The organism is Rhizobium sp. BK289 (assembly GCF_014193575.1).
In the GTDB taxonomy this organism is placed as follows: domain Bacteria; phylum Pseudomonadota; class Alphaproteobacteria; order Rhizobiales; family Rhizobiaceae; genus Rhizobium; species Rhizobium tropici_C.
On sequence record NZ_JACHZO010000010.1, the window covers coordinates 110,425 to 127,558 of the forward strand.

The window sequence follows — 17,134 nt, forward strand, 5'->3', positions numbered from 1 at the left end:
CAAGCCACACGGGAGGTTCGTGATGTTCGATTTCACCGCACTTGAACTCGCTCGCATACAGTTCGCGTTCACGGTTGGATTTCATATCATCTTCCCGACGATCACCATCGGGCTCGCAAGCTATCTGGTTGTTCTTGAGGCACTATGGCTCGCCCGCAGAAACGACGTGTATCAGAAGCTCTATCATTTCTGGTCGAAGATCTTTGCGGTCAACTTCGCAATGGGGGTCGTTTCCGGGATTGTAATGGCCTACGAGTTCGGAACGAACTGGAGCGGGTTCTCCAAATTTGCCGGCGGCGTTACCGGCCCGCTTTTGACCTACGAGGTTCTGACGGCGTTCTTCCTTGAGGCGGGATTTCTGGGAGTGATGTTATTCGGCTGGAACAAGGTCGGACCCGGCTTGCACATGTTCGCAACGACGATGGTCGCTGTCGGTACCTTAATTTCGACGACATGGATACTGGCCTCCAACAGCTGGATGCAAACACCGCAGGGCTACGCAATCGTTGACGGCCGTATCGTTCCCACGGACTGGCTCGCGGTGATCTTCAACCCGTCATTCCCTTATAGACTGGTCCATATGACGCTGGCGGCGTACCTTTCCACAGCGCTCTTCGTCAGCGCGTCAGGCGCTTTTCATCTATTGCGAGGCAACGACACGCCTGCGGTCCGGAAGATGTTCTCAATGGCGTTGTGGCTGCTCCTTTTTGTCGCTCCACTACAAATCGTAGTTGGCGATGCCCATGGCCTGAACACTTTGAAACATCAACCGGCGAAAATCGCCGCTGTCGAAGGCCATTGGGAGAATGATCCAAAGGAGACCAGCTTGCCCCTCATCGCCTTCGGGATTCCGGATATGCAGGCCGAGGCGACGAAGTACGCGATCGAGATTCCCTACCTCGGAAGCTTGATCTTGACCCACACGCTCCGCGGAAAGATACCCGGATTGAAGGAATTCGCACCTGGGGACCGGCCCAACTCGACGATAATCTTCTTCACGTTCCGGGTGATGGTCGGTCTGGGCATGGCAATGCTTCTGCTTGGGGCAGGGGGACTGTTGTTACGGTGGCGCGGGCGGCTCTTCAACTACCGGCCTTTCTTGATTTTTTCCGTACTCATGGGGCCGGCGGGGTTGATCGCGGTCCTGGCAGGTTGGATGACCACCGAGATCGGACGGCAGCCTTGGGTTGTCTATGGCATCATGCGGACGAAGGACGCGGTGTCGGGCCAATCGGTGATCGCACTCAGCGTGACTCTCGTTGCGTTCATCCTCATCTACTTCTTTGTTTTCGGTACGGGGATCAGCTTCATGCTCAAGATGGTAGCTCGAGGTCCGGACAAGTACGGGACGGAGAAGCCACCGCAGGAGCCAGGGCAGGTCCGAAGGCCAGCGCGACCACTTTCCGCTACGCCTGATGATATCGATCCTGCGCCGCGGCTCGAAAGGGAGGACGTTTAAATGGGCATCGATCTACCCGTTGTGTGGGCAACGATAATTGCTGTCGGCGTCATGATGTACGTTATCCTGGACGGGTTCGACCTCGGTATCGGCCTTCTCTTTCCCTTGATTCCCAAGCGGGTCGAGAGGGATACAATGGTAAACACCGTCGCCCCTGTTTGGGATGGCAACGAGACATGGCTCGTTCTTGGCGGGGCGGCTCTTTTTGCCGCGTTTCCGTTGGCCTATTCGACGATACTCAGCGCCCTCTATTTCCCGATGATGCTTATGCTTGCCGGGCTCATCTGGCGTGGCGTCTCATTCGAATTCCGGTTCAAGGCTGGCGACAGAAGAAAGCCATTGTGGGACGCTGCCTTCTCTATCGGTTCCTACCTCGCGACATTCGCGCAGGGCGTTGCATTGGGAGCTTTCATCAACGGCTTCCAGCTCGACGGCACAACCTATGTCGGCGGCCAATTCGATTGGTTGACACCGTTCAGCGTCTTCGCGGGATTGGCGCTGATAGTTGCCTATATGATGCTCGGATCGACCTGGCTGGTGATGCGCACGACGGGCGATCTGCACAATAGAATGCGCATGCTTGGGCAGTGCACATCAGTCGCACTTTTCCTTATGATCGTGATAGTCAGCATTTGGACGCCGCTTGTTCATGACAGCGTTGCTGCTCGCTGGTTCGTTTTACCAAATCTCCTGATTTTCGCACCCGTACCGCTGCTTGTTGTCGCGGCGACCGGTCTCCAGGTGTGGGCATTGAGACGAGATGAACCGGGAGCGCGACCTTTCGTGCTGGCGCTCCTAGTGATGTTCCTGGGTTACAGTGGCCTTGCCATCAGCATGTGGCCCCACATTATCCCGCCATCGATCTCGATTTGGACGGCATCTGCACCGCCTGAAAGTATGGGTTTCGCTCTTGTCGGAACGCTCCTGATCATCCCTATAATCCTGGTCTACACGACTTGGTCCTACTACGTGTTCCGGGGTAAATCCGAGCCGGAAGCGGGGTATCACGAGTGAAGTCTCGGTCGGTTTTTCGGCTATCAAGACAGATCCTTTGGATGGGGGTGATCTGGACCCTCTCGGTGTCGACACTTGCGGTGTTGGCTGGGCTTTTACGAATTCTGATGTCGGCCGCCGGCATGACCTCATAGCGAGAGCTTTTAGGTAGAAGACGAAGCGAGGAAAGCTGGATGTCGGTAGGTATGAGATCTGCTATGGGCGCATCCGTTTGCTCGAACAAGAGGCGCGAAATACGAATTTGCCGATGTTGCTTCATGCCTGCAATTGTACTCGAGAATAGGTGTACTTAAACCATCGAGAATTTCTCTGCGGACCCTCCAGCGGGTAAGCTTCCGCTGGCGCTGTTGACCCTCCTCCCTCTCAAAGGAAAACGCCATGGACAAAAAAGTAGCGCATCAACACCGCAGCCTGCCGCTCTCCACGCCCACAGACTTGGGGGAGGACGCAACACGTGATATTGCGGCAGCGCTTACGGCTCTGCTAGCGGATGTCTTCGCACTCTACCTCAAGACCAAGAACTTCCACTGGCATTTGTCCGGACCGCATTTTCGCGATTATCACCTGATGCTTGATGAGCAAGGTGCCGAGATCTTCGCGATGACAGACGATATCGCAGAGCGTGCACGAAAGGTTGGCGGGCCGACACTGAAGTCCGTCGGTCATATCTCGCGACTTCAGCGGATCCTCGACAACGACGCGGATTTCGTGACGCCGCAGGACATGTTGTCCGAGCTTCGTGATGACAACAAGCAGCTTGCCGGTATCTTACGTCAGCTACATGAGTTGACCTCTTCGTATAACGACCATGCGACCACGAGCCTCACCGAGAACTGGATCGACGAGGCGGAACGCAGAGTGTGGTTCCTGTTCGAGGCAACGCGTCTCGATCTGCAGCGCCTCGAGAAAGGCGGCCGAAATCCGTGTCGATAAACTAGAAGGCGAGCCGCCCCCCGGCGAGAGGGGCGGCTCTCCTGGACCGCGATCTTAGGCTGCGGTGGGAAGGGGGACCTCCAAGCCTTGGTCTTCGATTGCCTTAGGAGGAGGGCGACGGAGATGATGTTACCTCAACCGTAGAACGTACAAAATTGAGCCGGGGTATAGATTTAGTTATCCGCACGCCGGACATATTTTGTTCGAAGTTCCGCACTGAAAAAAGCCAGTGCAAGCTGCTTCTCGCAAGCCGGGAACCCGTTCGGATTCCGTCGAGCGTGTCCGGACGGCCTCCCTTGTTCTCGATTTGGCTGCAGCAAACTTGGAGCAAACGACTCCGGCCACAGTGCTAGCTACGCCCGATTGGTTTCTCGATTTTCGCATAGGAAGCGCCGGACCGGATGCACCCGATCGCCCTGAGACTTTGCATGCCGCGATCGACTGGAACTTCAGTCTGCCGTCGGATACCAAGGCAACAGCTTTCTGCATGGCGTCTGTGTTCGCGGATATCGCACGCTCACCTTCACGTATGGTGGGCGCTACGAGTGTTGAAACCGGCCAGAAAATGATCGATCAGTGACGCGACCTGAGGGAGGCATTCCTCCAGCGCGAAGTGTCCGGTATCGAGGAATTGTAGATGGGTGCGAGGGAGATCTTCTAGGTACGCCTGCGCTCCTGCGGGAGTAAAGAATGGGTCGTTCTTACCCCAGACGATCAGCGCAGGCGGCACGTTGGCTCTCAGCCATTCCTGCCATTGCGGGTAAAGCGGCAGGTTGCTCCTGTAGTCGAAAAGCAAATCGAGTTGCGGCTGTTTACGGCCGGCCTGCTCGATATAATGGAAGTCCAGTTCGTAGTTATCCGGCGCTATGCGTTCCGGTCGCGACGCCCCGGTCAAGTACTGGAAGCGTACTCCCTCGGCGGTCAGGAGGCCTTCCAGTTCTGCGGTGACCGCGGCGTCATCTGGACGAGCGGACATCAGCCTCCTTGCTGCTTCCGACAACCCGGCGTCGTAGCAATTTCCGTTTTGGATGATCAGGCCGGCTATGAGTTCGGGTCTTCTGGAAGCGATCCTCATGCCTACGGGTACCCCAAAGTCGAAGATGTAGAGGATTACGCGGGTAAGACCCAGATCATCTATGAACGCTTCGATGGCGCGTGAGAGGTTTTCGAACGTGTATTCGAACGTCCCTCCGTCGTTCTTGCTGACGGGAGCCGTGCTTTGACCGAACCCCGGGTAATCGGGGGCGATCATTCGGACGTTTCCGCCAATTCGCTCCATGAGCGCTCTGTATTGGTGGGAGGTTGACGGGAACCCGTGCAGCAATAAAATGGGAGGGGAAGGCGATGCTACATCTTTCGGGTGGGTTTCCCGATAGAAGATCTCCATGTCACCGACAGCGAGCCGGCGATGGGTGATTTCATGGTAGCTCGATGTCATTGCCGCGCCTTCTCCAATTGCATTCTACTTTGCTGCCTCGATGATCAAATCCGACACCTCCTTGGGATGCGATAGCATCGCGACATGGCTGGAAGGTATCTCAATCGCCTTCGCATTGGCCGCCTTCACCTGATCCTTTTCCAGTTGCGGCGGAATGATCTGGTCCTTGGTTGCCACTACCATAAAGGTCGGTTTTTCACGCCAGGCGGCTGCAGTGACCTTCGCGCTCAGGCACCTGATGTGAAAGGGGCCTTGCGTTGCAGCGACGACAGCCTTCGATTCAGGATCGAGATCGGCGGCGAAGTACTTCTTGATTCCCTGGTCGCTGATTCTCAGGAAGCCGTCGTCATCCTTCATGTACTCCTTACGACTTTCCAGCAGGGGGTATTTTGACGTGATGTCCTCCAACGACTGCCCCTTGTCGGGCGCGTAGGCTGCCACATAGACCAGAGACTTCACCTTGGGATCAGCCCCCGCTTCCGTTATGACGACGCCCGCCCAGGAATGCCCGACAAGAACCACCGGCCCCTCGGCGTTCTTGATGGCGCGCTTGGCGGCGCTGACATCATTGTCCAGCGAGTCGAGAGGGTTCTGGACGGCTATTACCTTGAGGCCGGCCTTTTCCAGGTGTGGGATAACCTTCTGCCAGGAGGTGCCGTCGGCGAAGGCTCCGTGCACGAGGACGACGGTTTTGGCTGGCGCATCCGCAGCCAACACCGCGGTCGATGCCAAATTTGAAATCAGAACTGCGGCGAGTGGCAATATCTTCATCATGTCAGTCTCCTTGTTGCCGGGTAGGCGAGCTTGAGAGTTGATCGATTGTCGAGCTTTTCCGGTAGGCCCGATCCGTGTCCAAATGAGATGCGCGGAGTGAGGGATTGGCCGCATTGGCCCGCCGCGTACTCTGGGAGCCTCCCGTGCGGGACGCTTCCATTGCACCCAGGCTAGAACACGGCACCTCGGATTTCGCGTTAATTCCTGAAAAAGCTCGCGAAATGCTAGAGATGGAAGAGTCGTAGAATTCGCATCCTCAAGTCAGGTACTGTCTTTGAAGCGTGATTAAGTCCGGCTTGGTGCAACGCTTCCTCGGCCTTGGTCCGCACCGAGAGAAGGGCTGCGAGGTCCTCTGCGATAGTCGGGCGTTCTCGAAGCAGGTCGGCAATCTTCGCCTTGCTTATCTGATAGAGGATAACGTCCGTGAGACACTTCGTATCAGCGACTTCCTTACCACCGAGGAGAACGCCACGCTCTCCGAGAAGGTCACCAGGCGCGAGACGGGCGAACTCGATCCTGCCTTCTTCACTGCCGTCTTCAACGATCGCCACTCCGCGCGCCAAGATCATCAGGGACGTCGTGGTCGAGCCCTTCTTCGCAATAACCGCACCCTGCTTCATCATCAGGCGCTCCGCCGCGGCGACCAATGCATTCCTCTCGTCATCAGAGAGATTGGCAAAAATCGGAGCCATGTTTACGAGGCGCCTCACAATGTTGGGTGGACCGTCAGCGCTCTCCGGGTGCTCTCCTGGAGGGTCTGAAGCGAGGGCAAATCCCGCAGCCATCGTATGGCGATAGACCAAGTCGAAGATCTCGTTTTTCGCCTTCGTGACGGACAGAAGAGTAGGGACGCGGAACGACAGCTCTACCTCGATGCAATCCCGGCTCAGCCCTAATATCGAAACAGATGGGCTCGGTGTTCTCAGGATTTCGCTACTGCTGAGGAGGACCTGTTGCATCGTGCTCTCGATGAGGCTCGGTTGCGAGTTTGCCTGCATTTTTACCGTTAGACTCGCTCCGTGCGACATGTCGGGAACGCTCAGGTTCGTAATGCGGCTCTTCGCAAGCATGCTGTTTGGGACAACCACCAGATCACCGGTTTTGTTGAGGAACTGCGTGGATCTCCAATTCGTCTCCACGACTTTTCCCTGGACATCATGGTCCAGAACAACCCAATCACCCACGGAAAGGGGCCGGTTGAGATTGAGAGCTATACCGGAGAACACGTCGTTCAACGTGCTTTGAAGAGCAAGGCCAAGCACGATGGCGAATACTCCCGACGTCGCTATGATTGTCCCGACCGGCAGGCTGAAAACATAGGCGATGATGCATAACGCGGCGCTGACATAGATAATCGCGACAACGAGATCCTGAAGAAGTCTTCCTTCGCGGGGCTTGTGTTCGAGTATCAGAAATACCCGGGCGCAATTGGCCAGCACCATTGCGCCTGCGAGCCACCAGACGGTCTTGAGAACACCACGCACGAGACGCAGCGTAACCCCGGGATCGACGCCTTCGATCGAGTATGGCGGAATGTTGTTCCACAGCAACAACGTGGTCAACGCAGCGAAGAAGACGCAATCGATGATCAGGCGGCGAGTCCCAGGTGCAGGGAACACAATATGTGCGGCGCCTCGGGCCGCAAACAGCACGCCGAACTGTATCCAGATATCCGTGAGTACGGATGGCATTCATAACTCCCGGCGGAACTTGAATGGCTGCCGTGCTCCGACGTCGCGGCTGTTCGCAAGATATCAAAGCGATACGACACCTTTGAGTGGCAAGCAGGTGAAATCGTGTGAAACCTCGTAAAACCTGCCACCTCGCAAGTGTCGGCGTTGAAACTTTTTCGCTATTTGACGACCTTTAGCACCCGCTCTCGGTCCGCGCTGGTATCGTGCAGCCTCCACATCCCGGCCTGCCACATCGCTCACAGCCGGTATCGCTTTATGGTCACTGAGCCTCAAGATGCGGGAGTTTTACCGATGCTGGAAGAGACGCTCGAGCAGATCAATGAGCAACTCGAGCTTTCAAGGGCGGGTGAAATCATCGGGCGAGCCGTACTTCAGTTCTAAGAGCCTGTAACTCGTCGATTAGGGGACTGCGGTGATTGCCGCAATCCGCTTGCCGCGCCTGAGCATCCTCGCTGAACCAACGCTTAATCCAGCGCGAACGATATTCGTTTCCCTGGGATTTACGAGGATTAACTCGTTCGCGGTTCTGCGGTCAGGCAATATCCAACAATTAATAAAGTACTTTGCGATCGTAAGAAGGAAGAACGTGCATGCGCTGTTTTGTCTTGGCTTTGCTGCTCGCTATCATCTCAGCGCCACCTATTGCGCGGGCTACGGATGCCGCCGCGCAGCAGGCCCCAGAGATGCACGTTCCCATCGTCACCGTGCACTACCGGTCAGCCAAAATCCAGGGCTTGAACATTTTCTACCGAGAGGCCGGACCGGCGGACGCCCCCGTCGTGCTCTTGCTTCACGGGTTCCCGACCTCTTCGCACATGTTCCGAAATCTCATTCCCCAACTGGCGGATCGATACCACGTTATCGCCCCCGATTATCCCGGCTTTGGGCAATCCGACGCTCCGGATCACAAGGATTTCAAATACGGCTTCGGCCCGTATGCCGACATCGTCGACGAACTGCTGTCCCGTATCGGCGTCAAGAGTTACGCGATGTACGTGATGGACTACGGCGCACCTGTCGGTTACAGGCTTGCACTGAAGCATCCCGATCGCGTCACCGCGTTGATTATTCAAAATGGAAACGCCTATGATGAGGGCCTGCGAGGTGCCTGGGACCCTATCAAGGCCTACTGGGCAGACGGATCAAGTGCACACCGGGACGCGCTGTCCGGCCTGGTGACTCTCGATGCGACCAAGTTCCTATATACCGACGGGATGTCGGACGTCAGCCGCATAAGTCCAGACAACTGGGTTCAGGACCAAGCGCTGCTGGACCGGCCTGGTAACAAAGATATCCAAATGGATCTCTTCTATGACCACCGCACCAACGTGCCGCTCTATCCGGCATTTCAGAAATACTTCCGCGACTATCAGCCGCCGACGCTAATCGTCTGGGGAAAGAATGATAAAGTCTTTTCCGAGGAAGGAGCGCATGCCTATCTTCGGGATCTGCCAAAAGCCGAAATCCACTTGCTCGATAGCGGACACTTCGCGCTCGAAGACAAGTTGGATGAAATGGTTCCGCTAATTCGCGGCTTTCTGGATCGTGAATTAGCCAAACCATAGATGAGGCCCAGACGAGCCGGTCCTGTCGCTTTAAGCTCGCGTATGGCGTCTGCCGACGATCAAGATCCCGCATACTCAACTATCAACGAAGGAGAAGACAATGACAAAGCACGTCCTATTCATCGTCACTAACGCAGCGGTGATCGGTCCGCACAATCGCCCCACTGGGTTCTTCTTCGCGGAAGTCGCCCACCCGTTCGACGTCCTCGACAAGGCGGGCGTCGCCGTCGAGTTCGCGTCACTGGCTGGCGGATGGACTCCGTTTGACGCCTATGACGAGAAAGACGCCGCGCAGAAAGAGTTTCGCGAGAGTAAGGCTTTCCGCCGACTGAACCGCAGTCGCCGGCTGTCCGAAGTGGACGCCGCGGATTATGATGCGATCCTCATTCCAGGCGGCCTGGGGCCGATGGTCGACATTCAGCGCAATCCCCAGGTCCAGAGTTCGATCGTGCGCGCCTGGACGACGAATAAGATCGTCAGCGCGGTCTGCCATGGACCGTGCTCGCTGCTTGGCGTTGATCTTGGCGACGGGGCACCGTTCGTACGCGGCAAAAAGGTTACGGGCTTCTCGAAAAAAGAAGAATACGACTACGCCCGCGAGGATGTACCGTTTGAGCTTGAGGATGCCCTGACGGGCGAGGGAGCTGTCTATTCGTCTGCGGCGAACTGGGAGCCCCATGTCGTCGTTGATGGTCGCCTCATCACCGGCCAGAATCCGGCTTCGGCTGGCCCCCTGGCGCAGGAGTTGCTTGCGGCCCTCAAAAAGCAGGGGTGATCGAAACGCTAGCTTTCGCCCCTGTCCGAGCCCGGGCGTCACGGATTTTCCCGAGCCGCCGTAGGGGGGCCTGGTGGAGGCTTCTCGTGGAGCCGAAACTCATTCAAAGGGCCGCTTACCGTCGGAGCGAGCGCTGCGGACGCATCGTCTTTTACGGTCGCAGCACAGGGGATGTTGCAAGGGCTAAGGCGCTCGATGCCACGACCTCTTGCTTCGGCGACTGCCGTTTCACGCCGGCTCGGCAACCGTTGCCTCGCAGCGGCACCCGTAACCTCTTGCATAAGCTGCTGACGGAGATACGTTGCGCATCATGGTTGCCGAACTCTTGGTTTCGATGAAGGGAAGTCTTTGGTGAAAGAAACGGACTTTTCCGAGTTTAGGAACGGCTGGCGGATCGTTTTGGCCGGCCTTCTTGGAACGGCTTTCGGCCTGCCTGCCATTCCGTTCTACACAATCGGCGTTTTCGCGCCGATTTTCGCGAGAGAATTCGGCTGGTCGTTCGCAACAATTTTTGGCGGCCTGTCGCTGCTCGCCGCTTCAGTTCTTATTATTGGGCCATTTTTCGCGATGCTGATCGACAAGTTCGGAGCGCGCCTGGTGGCATCGGCCTCTCTGCCGTGCCTGGGCTTGAGCTATATGACGCTCGCGGCGTCGAACGGCTCGGTCGGACAATATTATCTCTCGTGGCTGGCTATTGCGATCTTCGGCCTGGGGGCGACGCCAGTCGTTTTCACACGGGTGATCAACAGTGCGTTTGAGGAGCGGCGGGGCCTTGCCCTTGGCCTCACCTTGTCCGGCCCCGGTTTATTTGCCTTTGTGGTGAAGCCGCTCGCTCAATTATTGATCGAGACCGGCGGTTGGCGTGTCGCAATCGTCCTAGTCGGCGCAATGCCGATACTCATAGCGTGTCCGATGGTTCTTTGGGGCTTCGCCGGATTGCGCGCCAGGAATGTTGATGCGGGACCAGTGCGAGTGAATGCTTCGGAAGGCATGACCGTACGCGAGGCCTTTCGCTCGCGCTCCTTCTGGCTTCTGGCCGTCGTTTTCATCCCGATGTCGCTCGCCGTCGCGGCGCCGCTTCCCAATATCGAAAACATACTTCGTTCGTTGCGCCTGTCGCCAGGTGAGATCGTCCCGCTCGCCTCGCTTGTCGGAATAGCGGCCGTAGCCGGTCGGCTTCTTGGCGGCGTTCTGGTCGACAGATTCTGGGCGCCTGCGGTCGGCACGGTCATATTGGCGCTCGGCGCGGTCGCCTGCTTTATCCTTTCGCTGGACGATGCAAACTTCTTCATGGCTTGCATCGCCGTTTTATTGCTCGGCCTCGTTTCAGGAGTGGAATTCGACCTAATGGCTTATCTGGTTTCCCGCTATCTCGGGATGCGCAGCTACGCCACCATCTACGCAATACTATACGGAATATTCGTGGTGGGCGCCTTCGTGGGGCCAAGCCTGTTTGGCTACGTATTCGACCGTACGGGCACCTATACAGGTATCCTGAAAGCCTGTGCGCTGCTGCTTATCGGTGGCGCAACAACGGTTCTCTTTCTGGGGCCTTATCCTATCAGGAAAATCCAGAGATTCGCGTAGCGCCGCCGGGCCGATCCCGATCGTTGTGGCTCAGTTCCGTTTTTAGGTTGTCAACCAGCCGACCCGCTGTCGCCACGATATCGTCTGCGAAGTTGCTCAGATGGCCGACTTCGGTCCGCGATCCAATGCAGCGCTAAAATGGGTAGCCGCCGCATGTCGTGACTGACCATTGTCAATAAAGCGGGCAATGCGCTCCCGCAGGATCAAGTGAATAGGCTTTGGTCATCGCAAATCACCGCCGAACGAAGCGGATCACGAAATGCCATCGACAGGAATCCCAAACGGTTCAATCTGAATGTCCGACGCTCTGGTGCCCCGAGGGTTTTGCCGGCAGGCTTCGAGAAGTTGACGCGCCTTCATCACGCTCACGCAGGGCAACACGTCATCGAACTGGGCGCAGACGGGCGACAGCAACTCGGCCGCCGCCGCATGCCGATCGGCTTCCGCCCATAGCTCCGCTAGCGCCGTCGACGCCCGAAGCCGGAAGAAGAGCGCACCGCTTTCCCTTGCCGTGTCTGCGGCGAGCAGCAGGGTGTCAGAGGCGCCGGACAAATCGCCATCCAGTCGCTGCAGCATTCCGCGCACGCGCAGCAGTTCCGGCCGGGACCAGTGCTCGCCTTGCCGGTCGGCGCGGTCGAAGGCTGCGCGCAGGCTGTCACGGGCAAGCGCGATGCGTCCGCCGCGCAACGCGGCTTCGGCGAGGGTGGTGAGATAGAACGGCACCCGAACGAGGAAGTTGTTGGTGATGAGCTGCTCGATGGCGAGGTGCATGGCGTCAACCCCTTCGGGGTCGCCGTCCATGCTCGCAACGGCGCCATCGTAGAAGCGACAGACTGGGTTCCAGATCGCGATCTCACGTAGAGCAAGATTGCGTGCAAGCGCCTCGACATGTAGGCGCGCGATCCTCGTCTCCCCTGACCACAGGGCGATCGGTAGGGCCGCCTGCGCCAGAGCGTTGGAATGAGAGACCACATGGTCGAGCGCGAGACTGTGGTCGAGAGCATCCTTTAGTGCCGCCGTCGCCTCGCTGCGATCTCCCGCTACCCAGGCCGTCATCGCCAGGGCCACGCGGATCGACACGAACCGGTCCATCTGGAAGCGGGCGACGCCGGAGCGCTTCGCGGTGGTCGCGTGATCGCGTGCAAGCCGCTTCAGGTCATTATGCGCACGCCGGACATCGCCGCAATAGAAGAGGGCCGTCAACCTGACCCGTTCTCCCTCCGCGACAGCCAGCCGTTCATCCTCTCGGCCGGCGAGTTGGGCGAACTCTTCAAGCGTCGCGATCGCCTGCCGATGCCGCCCGGTGAAAGTTTGCAATATGCCGTAACCCCACAAGGTGCGAAGCTGATAGTCGACATTCCCGATCTCCCGCGCCAGCCTGTTGGCCTCCATCCACGCCGCGTCGGCTTCGGGACCGAAATGATCCGAGAAATTGAGGCCTGAAGCATAAGACGCGATGAGCTTCATGTTGACGGCGGCGTCGCAGCGCGACAGGGCATCCGCACATTGCAGCGCCCGCTCGACACGTCGCCGGCTTTCGGCGACGGTTGACAATTCGTCCCATAGCGGGATTGCGGCTGCGGTGAGGCGAACGCCGACCTCTGGTTGTGCGCCGTCGCCGAGAGCCCAGTTGATCGCCTCGCGCAAATCGTTCGTTCGCTGTGCGTAGCGAGCGGTCCAATCGCTCCTCGGTCTCCAAAGCCACTCCGCCTCGGCTTGCTCGAACAGTCGGAGAAGATACCGCGCGTGGCTCGATCGGACGTGGGCAGCTTCTCCACTCCTGTCCAGCCGCTCGGCGGCGAAACTCCGGGTGCTATCGAGCAGGCGATAGCGTAGCCCCTCGGCGTCGTGCGCGGCCGACAAGAGCGATTTGGCCGCGAGGCTTTCCGTGCAAATCACGATGTCCTCTATGCTTCGGCCGAGGTCACCCGCGACTCCGATGACATCGGAGAAAGAAAAGCTTGCCGAGAAAACCGACAGAAGACGCAGAAGCTGGGCTTCGTCCTTGGATAGAAGCTGATAGCTCCAGTCCAAGGTCGCGAGCAAGGTCTGGTGCCGTGGCGGAGTACCGGCGGAACTGGCGACAAGTGGCTCGAAACTGTGTTCGAGAAGAATGAGCAGCGTTGTCGGTTTCAAAACCGGAAGCTGCGACGCGGCAAGTTCGATTGCAAGCGCAATTCCGTCAAGACGTCGGCAGATGGCCGCCACCACAGGTGCGCTGGCGTCATCAAGTTGGTACCCGTAGGCCTCGTTTGCGCGTTGAACAAAGAGCTGCACGGCGGGGAAGGTTAGGGCCGCGGTCCGGTCTTTTCCGCTGCGCTCATCTGGATATGCCAGCGGAGACAAGCGATAGACGCTCTCCGACCGCGATCGAAGCGGCTCGCGGCTCGTGGCGATAATATGAAGACCGGGAAGCGCAAGCGTAAGGTGTTCCGCGATCGCCGAAGCGGTGCTGAGAACATGCTCGCAGTTGTCGAGCACGAGCAGCATTTCGTGCCCCCGCAATGCCTCGACGATTCCGGCAAGCGTATTTGACCATTTGCCGCCGATTCCGAGCGCGGCCGCTATCGTCGCGTCGACAAGCTGAGGATCGCCGATGACGGCAAGATCCACGAAACAAACACCCTCCCGATAGTGGTCCAGGAGGCTTTTTGCCACGGCGACGGCAACAGTCGTCTTTCCAACCCCCGCCTGTCCGACAACCGTTAACAGGCGTCTTTTCGGAAGCCTCGCACCGAGCTCCGCAACGATGTCGTCGCGACCGACGAGATGCGGCAGGCGAGGCAATTCACGGGTGGAAGCCTTCACCGGATCGAAGGAGTGTTGCCTCCGGTCTCCACCGTAGGTGCGCACGGGCGCAACGAAGCGGTAGCCGCGCCCCGTCACGGTGGCGATGTACGACAGGCCTGAAGCGTCCCTTGATAGGGCACGGCGCAGCGCGGCGATGTTGACTTTCAGGTTGCTCTCATGAACAAAGATGTCCGGCCAAGCGAAGCTCATAAGCTCGTTCTTGCCGACGACCTCCCCCGAGTGACTGATGAGCTTGTGGAGCAAATCGAGAGCTCGGCTTCCCACGCGTACCGGCTTGTCCCCAAGCATCAGCAGTTGCCGGTCCGGAATGAACCGATAATCACCAAAGCAATATGTTTTGCCGTCCGGTTCCATGCACCTCAAATGACTCCGCCATGAACGTGCTGTTCTGATTTGCGCCGAACTTCATTCGGCCGAGCGTATCCAAGGCTCAAATCTAAAGCTTGGCACGTATGAGCGAATCTAGCTGCATTTTGCGCAAACGTCACCTATGCGTGTGTTTGCCACGCATGTCGAGCCTTCATGACGGAAAAGGTTTCTTGCAATGGGAAGGAGACGCGGTATCAAAACCGCACCTTACGCCTATGCCACTGATCTCGTCTATGGTCGCTGCGGCCAATCAGTGACGTCTGGCACGACATCTCAGATGCCGGCATACCATTCGTAGCCACGATCCTCCCAGAACCCGCCGTTACCACCCCAGAGGTCATCAAACCGATCACGTATTTCGATGCGCATGACGTATTTGGCATGTTTGTAGCCAAGATGACGCTCGACTCGCAGGCGCAAGGGGGCGCCGTGTTCGACTTCCAGATCCTTCCCGTTAAGCGAATAGGCGAGGATCGACTGCGGATGAAAGGCGTCGATCAGGTCAATACTCTCGTAGTAGCGGCCGCTGCCATCGAGTGTTTGTTCCAGTTCATCTGCGCAATAGAAGACGGCGTAGCGAGCACCGGGCTTCAATCCGGCAGTCTGCAGGATTAACCCGAGAGGAACGCCCTGCCATTTACCGATGGCGCTCCAGCCTTCGACACAGTCGTGGCGGGTGATCTGGGTGCGAGAAGGCAGCTTCTTCAGATCGGCCAACGAAAATTCCATCGGCCTATTGACCATGCCGTCGATCTTGAGCCGCCACTCGGCAAATTGGGTTTCGACCATCTGGATATATTCAGCGCTGTTGGGCTGAGTTGATCCATTCGGATGAAAGCTCGGTGAAATGTCCGCGTCGGTATATTCTCGGGCAAGCGTTTGCGGAGAGACGATGAGCCGCTGTGTGCCCATGGTCAGCCGCTCAGCCAGAGCGAGTACCTTCTGGACGTGCTGGCTCTGAGAAATGTCATCGCAGCCGGTCAGGCCTACGGCGCCCAGGCTGGCGGCCGAGCCGATGAGAAAACGGCGGCGGGTGAAGATGGAGCTCATCGGTCGGTCTCCTCGTTGATGATCGCGTAGCGGCCGGTCACCATCGAACGCATGTTGTTCCAAAGGCCGGAGAGAATGACCATCGCGATATGCACGACGACGAAGGCCACCAGGCTCCAGGCGGTGATGAAATGAATGGAGCGGGCCGATTGGCGACCACCAAAAATATCGAACAGGAAGGGGTAACCGGCGTCTATCGCGGGTGACATGGTCAATCCCGAACCGATCATCAGCGGCAGCAGGACGAAAATTACGATGAGATAGGTCAACTTCTGCAACGCATTGTAGCGCCGCGCCTTTTCGCCCTGCGGGAAGCGCAGCCGGGCGTGGTCCTTGATTTCATGCCATATATTTCTGGGCGCGATATCTCGAGCCGTCGGTGCGAGATCGCGGCGGAAATGACCGCCGATCAGGCCATAGGCTATGTAAACGAGCCCATTGATGACAAACAGCCAGGCGAAGAAGAAATGCCAGCGTCGGCCAGCTGCAAGATCCTGGTAGCTGGGTATCGTCGCCCAGGCCGGGAATGCGCGCGGCATGATTTCGCCGTCGGCCGTGGAAGCACCGAGTATGCCGGTTGTGGTGATCGAGAGACGGCCGATACGCACTATTCCCGTGATGTTGTCGCCATCCTGATTGCTGGCGATTTCGAACCATGACGGATCTTCAACCGCGCCGTAATTTCCCCAATGCAATTGTGGATCTGCATTGAAGATCTGCATGCCACTCATCAGCAGCAAGGTCAGACACAGCACATTGATCCAGTGCGTTATCCGCGTAAGAGCCGAATGACGGCGAATGAAGATCTTGGCTGGGGGCGGTGGCGGCGCTGTGCCGATCTGCTCGATGCTTGTCATGGACAATTCTCCTGACGTGCCGCCGGACGGCGGTGTACGAAATCATATGCTGCGACGCTATCGCGCTCATTGAGCTGCCCGGATGCGATTGGCAACCGGGCAGCCCCGTGATGTCGGCATCGATGCGTCACATTGGCGGGATGACGCCGTTTATGCCGACCACGACACGGTCGGATTCAACCGTATTGTCTCCATCGGTCGTGCCGTTGATGATGACTCCTGCGCCGGGCTTGATGTCGTCCTTCGTCGCCTTGCCGAAGGTGACGACCGGCGTGCCTGGAGGGATCGAGATCTTCTTCTCGCCGCCTTTGTAGGTGAGCGACAGGGTGGGACCATTGACCGAGGTGACGGCGCTGGCAACCGTCGCATTGGTCATCGAGCTCTTCGGCTTCAGATCCCAGCCGTAATCGCCTTCGCCGGTGCCTTTCATCGCGGCGGGGAAGATCAAGACTTCGAGCGCCCCGTTGATGCCGCTGTCGGTCGGAACGGACGCGATGCCGACGAAATCCCCAGGCTTGATGTCTGTCACGGAGGCGTTGACGATGCCGTTGATGGCCCAGCCGGATTTCAGCTTGATCGTCACGTCCTTGCCTTCGCGCGATTTGACCATCAGCGTATCGCCGCTGAGGCTTTCCACGACGCCGCGAACGCGTGCCTTGTCGGCAGCCTGTGCGGATAGTGTGGTCACGGCACCAAGCGCCAGCACCATACCCATGATCTTCAACTTCGTGAGCGACATTCTGCTCTCCATATCTTTCATCTTTTCGATATGATACCCATCCGGCTATCTCGAGCGGGTAGGGCGATC

Annotated in this window: 14 protein-coding genes; 7 read left to right on the top strand and 7 right to left on the bottom strand. The window is 57.9% G+C overall.

Translation table 11 applies throughout. The features are described from left to right. Nucleotides 1-22: 22 nt before the first annotated feature. The 4 genes from FHT84_RS20265 to FHT84_RS20280 all read left to right on the top strand — a co-directional run bounded on the left by FHT84_RS20265 (nucleotide 23) and on the right by FHT84_RS20280 (nucleotide 3,406). Nucleotides 23-1,459 (top strand): cytochrome ubiquinol oxidase subunit I, encoded by a 1,437-nt coding sequence (locus FHT84_RS20265; protein ID WP_113248536.1) that lies wholly within the window; start codon nucleotides 23-25, stop codon nucleotides 1,457-1,459. Beyond that, nucleotides 1,460-2,473 (top strand): cytochrome d ubiquinol oxidase subunit II, encoded by a 1,014-nt coding sequence (cydB, locus tag FHT84_RS20270; protein ID WP_113248537.1) that lies wholly within the window; start codon nucleotides 1,460-1,462, stop codon nucleotides 2,471-2,473. Further along, nucleotides 2,470-2,607 (top strand): DUF2474 domain-containing protein, encoded by a 138-nt coding sequence (locus FHT84_RS20275; protein ID WP_285165417.1) that lies wholly within the window; start codon nucleotides 2,470-2,472, stop codon nucleotides 2,605-2,607. Before cydB ends, FHT84_RS20275 begins: the two co-directional genes overlap by 4 nt. Before the next feature lie 244 nt (nucleotides 2,608-2,851). Beyond that, a complete protein-coding gene (locus tag FHT84_RS20280) occupies nucleotides 2,852-3,406 on the top strand; it encodes a DNA starvation/stationary phase protection protein (protein WP_183763852.1) in 555 nt (184 codons plus the stop codon). Nucleotides 3,407-3,929: 523 nt separating this feature from the next. Here FHT84_RS20280 and FHT84_RS20285 read toward each other — a convergent pair. The 3 genes from FHT84_RS20285 to FHT84_RS20295 all read right to left on the bottom strand — a co-directional run bounded on the left by FHT84_RS20285 (nucleotide 3,930) and on the right by FHT84_RS20295 (nucleotide 7,309). After that, nucleotides 3,930-4,844 (bottom strand): alpha/beta hydrolase, encoded by a 915-nt coding sequence (locus tag FHT84_RS20285; RefSeq protein WP_183763855.1) that lies wholly within the window; start codon nucleotides 4,842-4,844, stop codon nucleotides 3,930-3,932. Between the two features lie 24 nt (nucleotides 4,845-4,868). Further along, on the bottom strand, nucleotides 4,869-5,618 hold the full coding sequence (locus FHT84_RS20290; RefSeq protein WP_113248540.1) for an alpha/beta hydrolase: 750 nt from the start codon (nucleotides 5,616-5,618) through the stop codon (nucleotides 4,869-4,871). Nucleotides 5,619-5,842: 224 nt separating this feature from the next. After that, the gene (locus FHT84_RS20295; protein ID WP_113248541.1) at nucleotides 5,843-7,309 is read right to left on the bottom strand and encodes a mechanosensitive ion channel family protein; all 1,467 of its coding nucleotides are present in this window, start codon (nucleotides 7,307-7,309) and stop codon (nucleotides 5,843-5,845) included. A gap of 593 nt (nucleotides 7,310-7,902) precedes the next feature. On the opposite strand from FHT84_RS20295, the gene FHT84_RS20300 reads away from it, so the two are divergent. From FHT84_RS20300 to FHT84_RS20310, 3 genes are all read left to right on the top strand, one after another. Next, a complete protein-coding gene (locus FHT84_RS20300) occupies nucleotides 7,903-8,877 on the top strand; it encodes an alpha/beta hydrolase (protein WP_113248542.1) in 975 nt (324 codons plus the stop codon). Between the two features lie 100 nt (nucleotides 8,878-8,977). Further along, nucleotides 8,978-9,652: a type 1 glutamine amidotransferase domain-containing protein gene (locus FHT84_RS20305; RefSeq protein WP_113248543.1), complete on the top strand. Its 675-nt coding sequence runs from the start codon at nucleotides 8,978-8,980 to the stop codon at nucleotides 9,650-9,652. A gap of 351 nt (nucleotides 9,653-10,003) precedes the next feature. Further along, nucleotides 10,004-11,239 carry an MFS transporter gene (locus tag FHT84_RS20310; RefSeq protein WP_162736900.1) on the top strand — a complete coding sequence of 412 codons (1,236 nt, stop codon included), beginning with the start codon at nucleotides 10,004-10,006 and terminating at the stop codon, nucleotides 11,237-11,239. A gap of 252 nt (nucleotides 11,240-11,491) precedes the next feature. On the opposite strand, the gene FHT84_RS20315 is transcribed toward FHT84_RS20310, so the two are convergent. The 4 genes from FHT84_RS20315 to FHT84_RS20330 form a co-directional block, all read right to left on the bottom strand. Next, on the bottom strand, nucleotides 11,492-14,404 hold the full coding sequence (locus FHT84_RS20315; RefSeq protein ID WP_183763858.1) for a winged helix-turn-helix domain-containing protein: 2,913 nt from the start codon (nucleotides 14,402-14,404) through the stop codon (nucleotides 11,492-11,494). 288 nt (nucleotides 14,405-14,692) lie between these two features. Continuing rightward, nucleotides 14,693-15,469, bottom strand: a complete 777-nt coding sequence (locus FHT84_RS20320) for a molybdopterin-dependent oxidoreductase (RefSeq protein WP_113248546.1) — start codon at nucleotides 15,467-15,469, stop codon at nucleotides 14,693-14,695. After that, complete coding sequence (locus FHT84_RS20325) at nucleotides 15,466-16,326, bottom strand: cytochrome b/b6 domain-containing protein (RefSeq protein WP_113248547.1); 861 nt, start codon at nucleotides 16,324-16,326, stop codon at nucleotides 15,466-15,468. Before FHT84_RS20325 ends, FHT84_RS20320 begins: the two co-directional genes overlap by 4 nt. A gap of 127 nt (nucleotides 16,327-16,453) precedes the next feature. After that, nucleotides 16,454-17,041 (bottom strand): hypothetical protein, encoded by a 588-nt coding sequence (locus tag FHT84_RS20330; RefSeq protein WP_246698587.1) that lies wholly within the window; start codon nucleotides 17,039-17,041, stop codon nucleotides 16,454-16,456. Nucleotides 17,042-17,134: the final 93 nt, after the last annotated feature.

What these genes read in the sequence shown, in the direction of transcription:
- FHT84_RS20315 (WP_183763858.1), bottom strand. Translation starts at nt 14,404, where the DNA reads ATGGAACCGGACGGCAAAACATATTGCTTTGGTGATTATCGGTTCATT.
- FHT84_RS20330 (WP_246698587.1), bottom strand. Translation starts at nt 17,041, where the DNA reads ATGGGTATGGTGCTGGCGCTTGGTGCCGTGACCACACTATCCGCACAG.
- FHT84_RS20265 (WP_113248536.1), top strand. Translation starts at nt 23, where the DNA reads ATGTTCGATTTCACCGCACTTGAACTCGCTCGCATACAGTTCGCGTTC.
- FHT84_RS20320 (WP_113248546.1), bottom strand. Translation starts at nt 15,469, where the DNA reads ATGAGCTCCATCTTCACCCGCCGCCGTTTTCTCATCGGCTCGGCCGCC.
- FHT84_RS20290 (WP_113248540.1), bottom strand. Translation starts at nt 5,618, where the DNA reads ATGATGAAGATATTGCCACTCGCCGCAGTTCTGATTTCAAATTTGGCA.
- FHT84_RS20325 (WP_113248547.1), bottom strand. Translation starts at nt 16,326, where the DNA reads ATGACAAGCATCGAGCAGATCGGCACAGCGCCGCCACCGCCCCCAGCC.
- FHT84_RS20295 (WP_113248541.1), bottom strand. Translation starts at nt 7,309, where the DNA reads ATGCCATCCGTACTCACGGATATCTGGATACAGTTCGGCGTGCTGTTT.
- cydB (WP_113248537.1), top strand. Translation starts at nt 1,460, where the DNA reads ATGGGCATCGATCTACCCGTTGTGTGGGCAACGATAATTGCTGTCGGC.
- FHT84_RS20280 (WP_183763852.1), top strand. Translation starts at nt 2,852, where the DNA reads ATGGACAAAAAAGTAGCGCATCAACACCGCAGCCTGCCGCTCTCCACG.
- FHT84_RS20285 (WP_183763855.1), bottom strand. Translation starts at nt 4,844, where the DNA reads ATGACATCGAGCTACCATGAAATCACCCATCGCCGGCTCGCTGTCGGT.
- FHT84_RS20300 (WP_113248542.1), top strand. Translation starts at nt 7,903, where the DNA reads ATGCGCTGTTTTGTCTTGGCTTTGCTGCTCGCTATCATCTCAGCGCCA.
- FHT84_RS20305 (WP_113248543.1), top strand. Translation starts at nt 8,978, where the DNA reads ATGACAAAGCACGTCCTATTCATCGTCACTAACGCAGCGGTGATCGGT.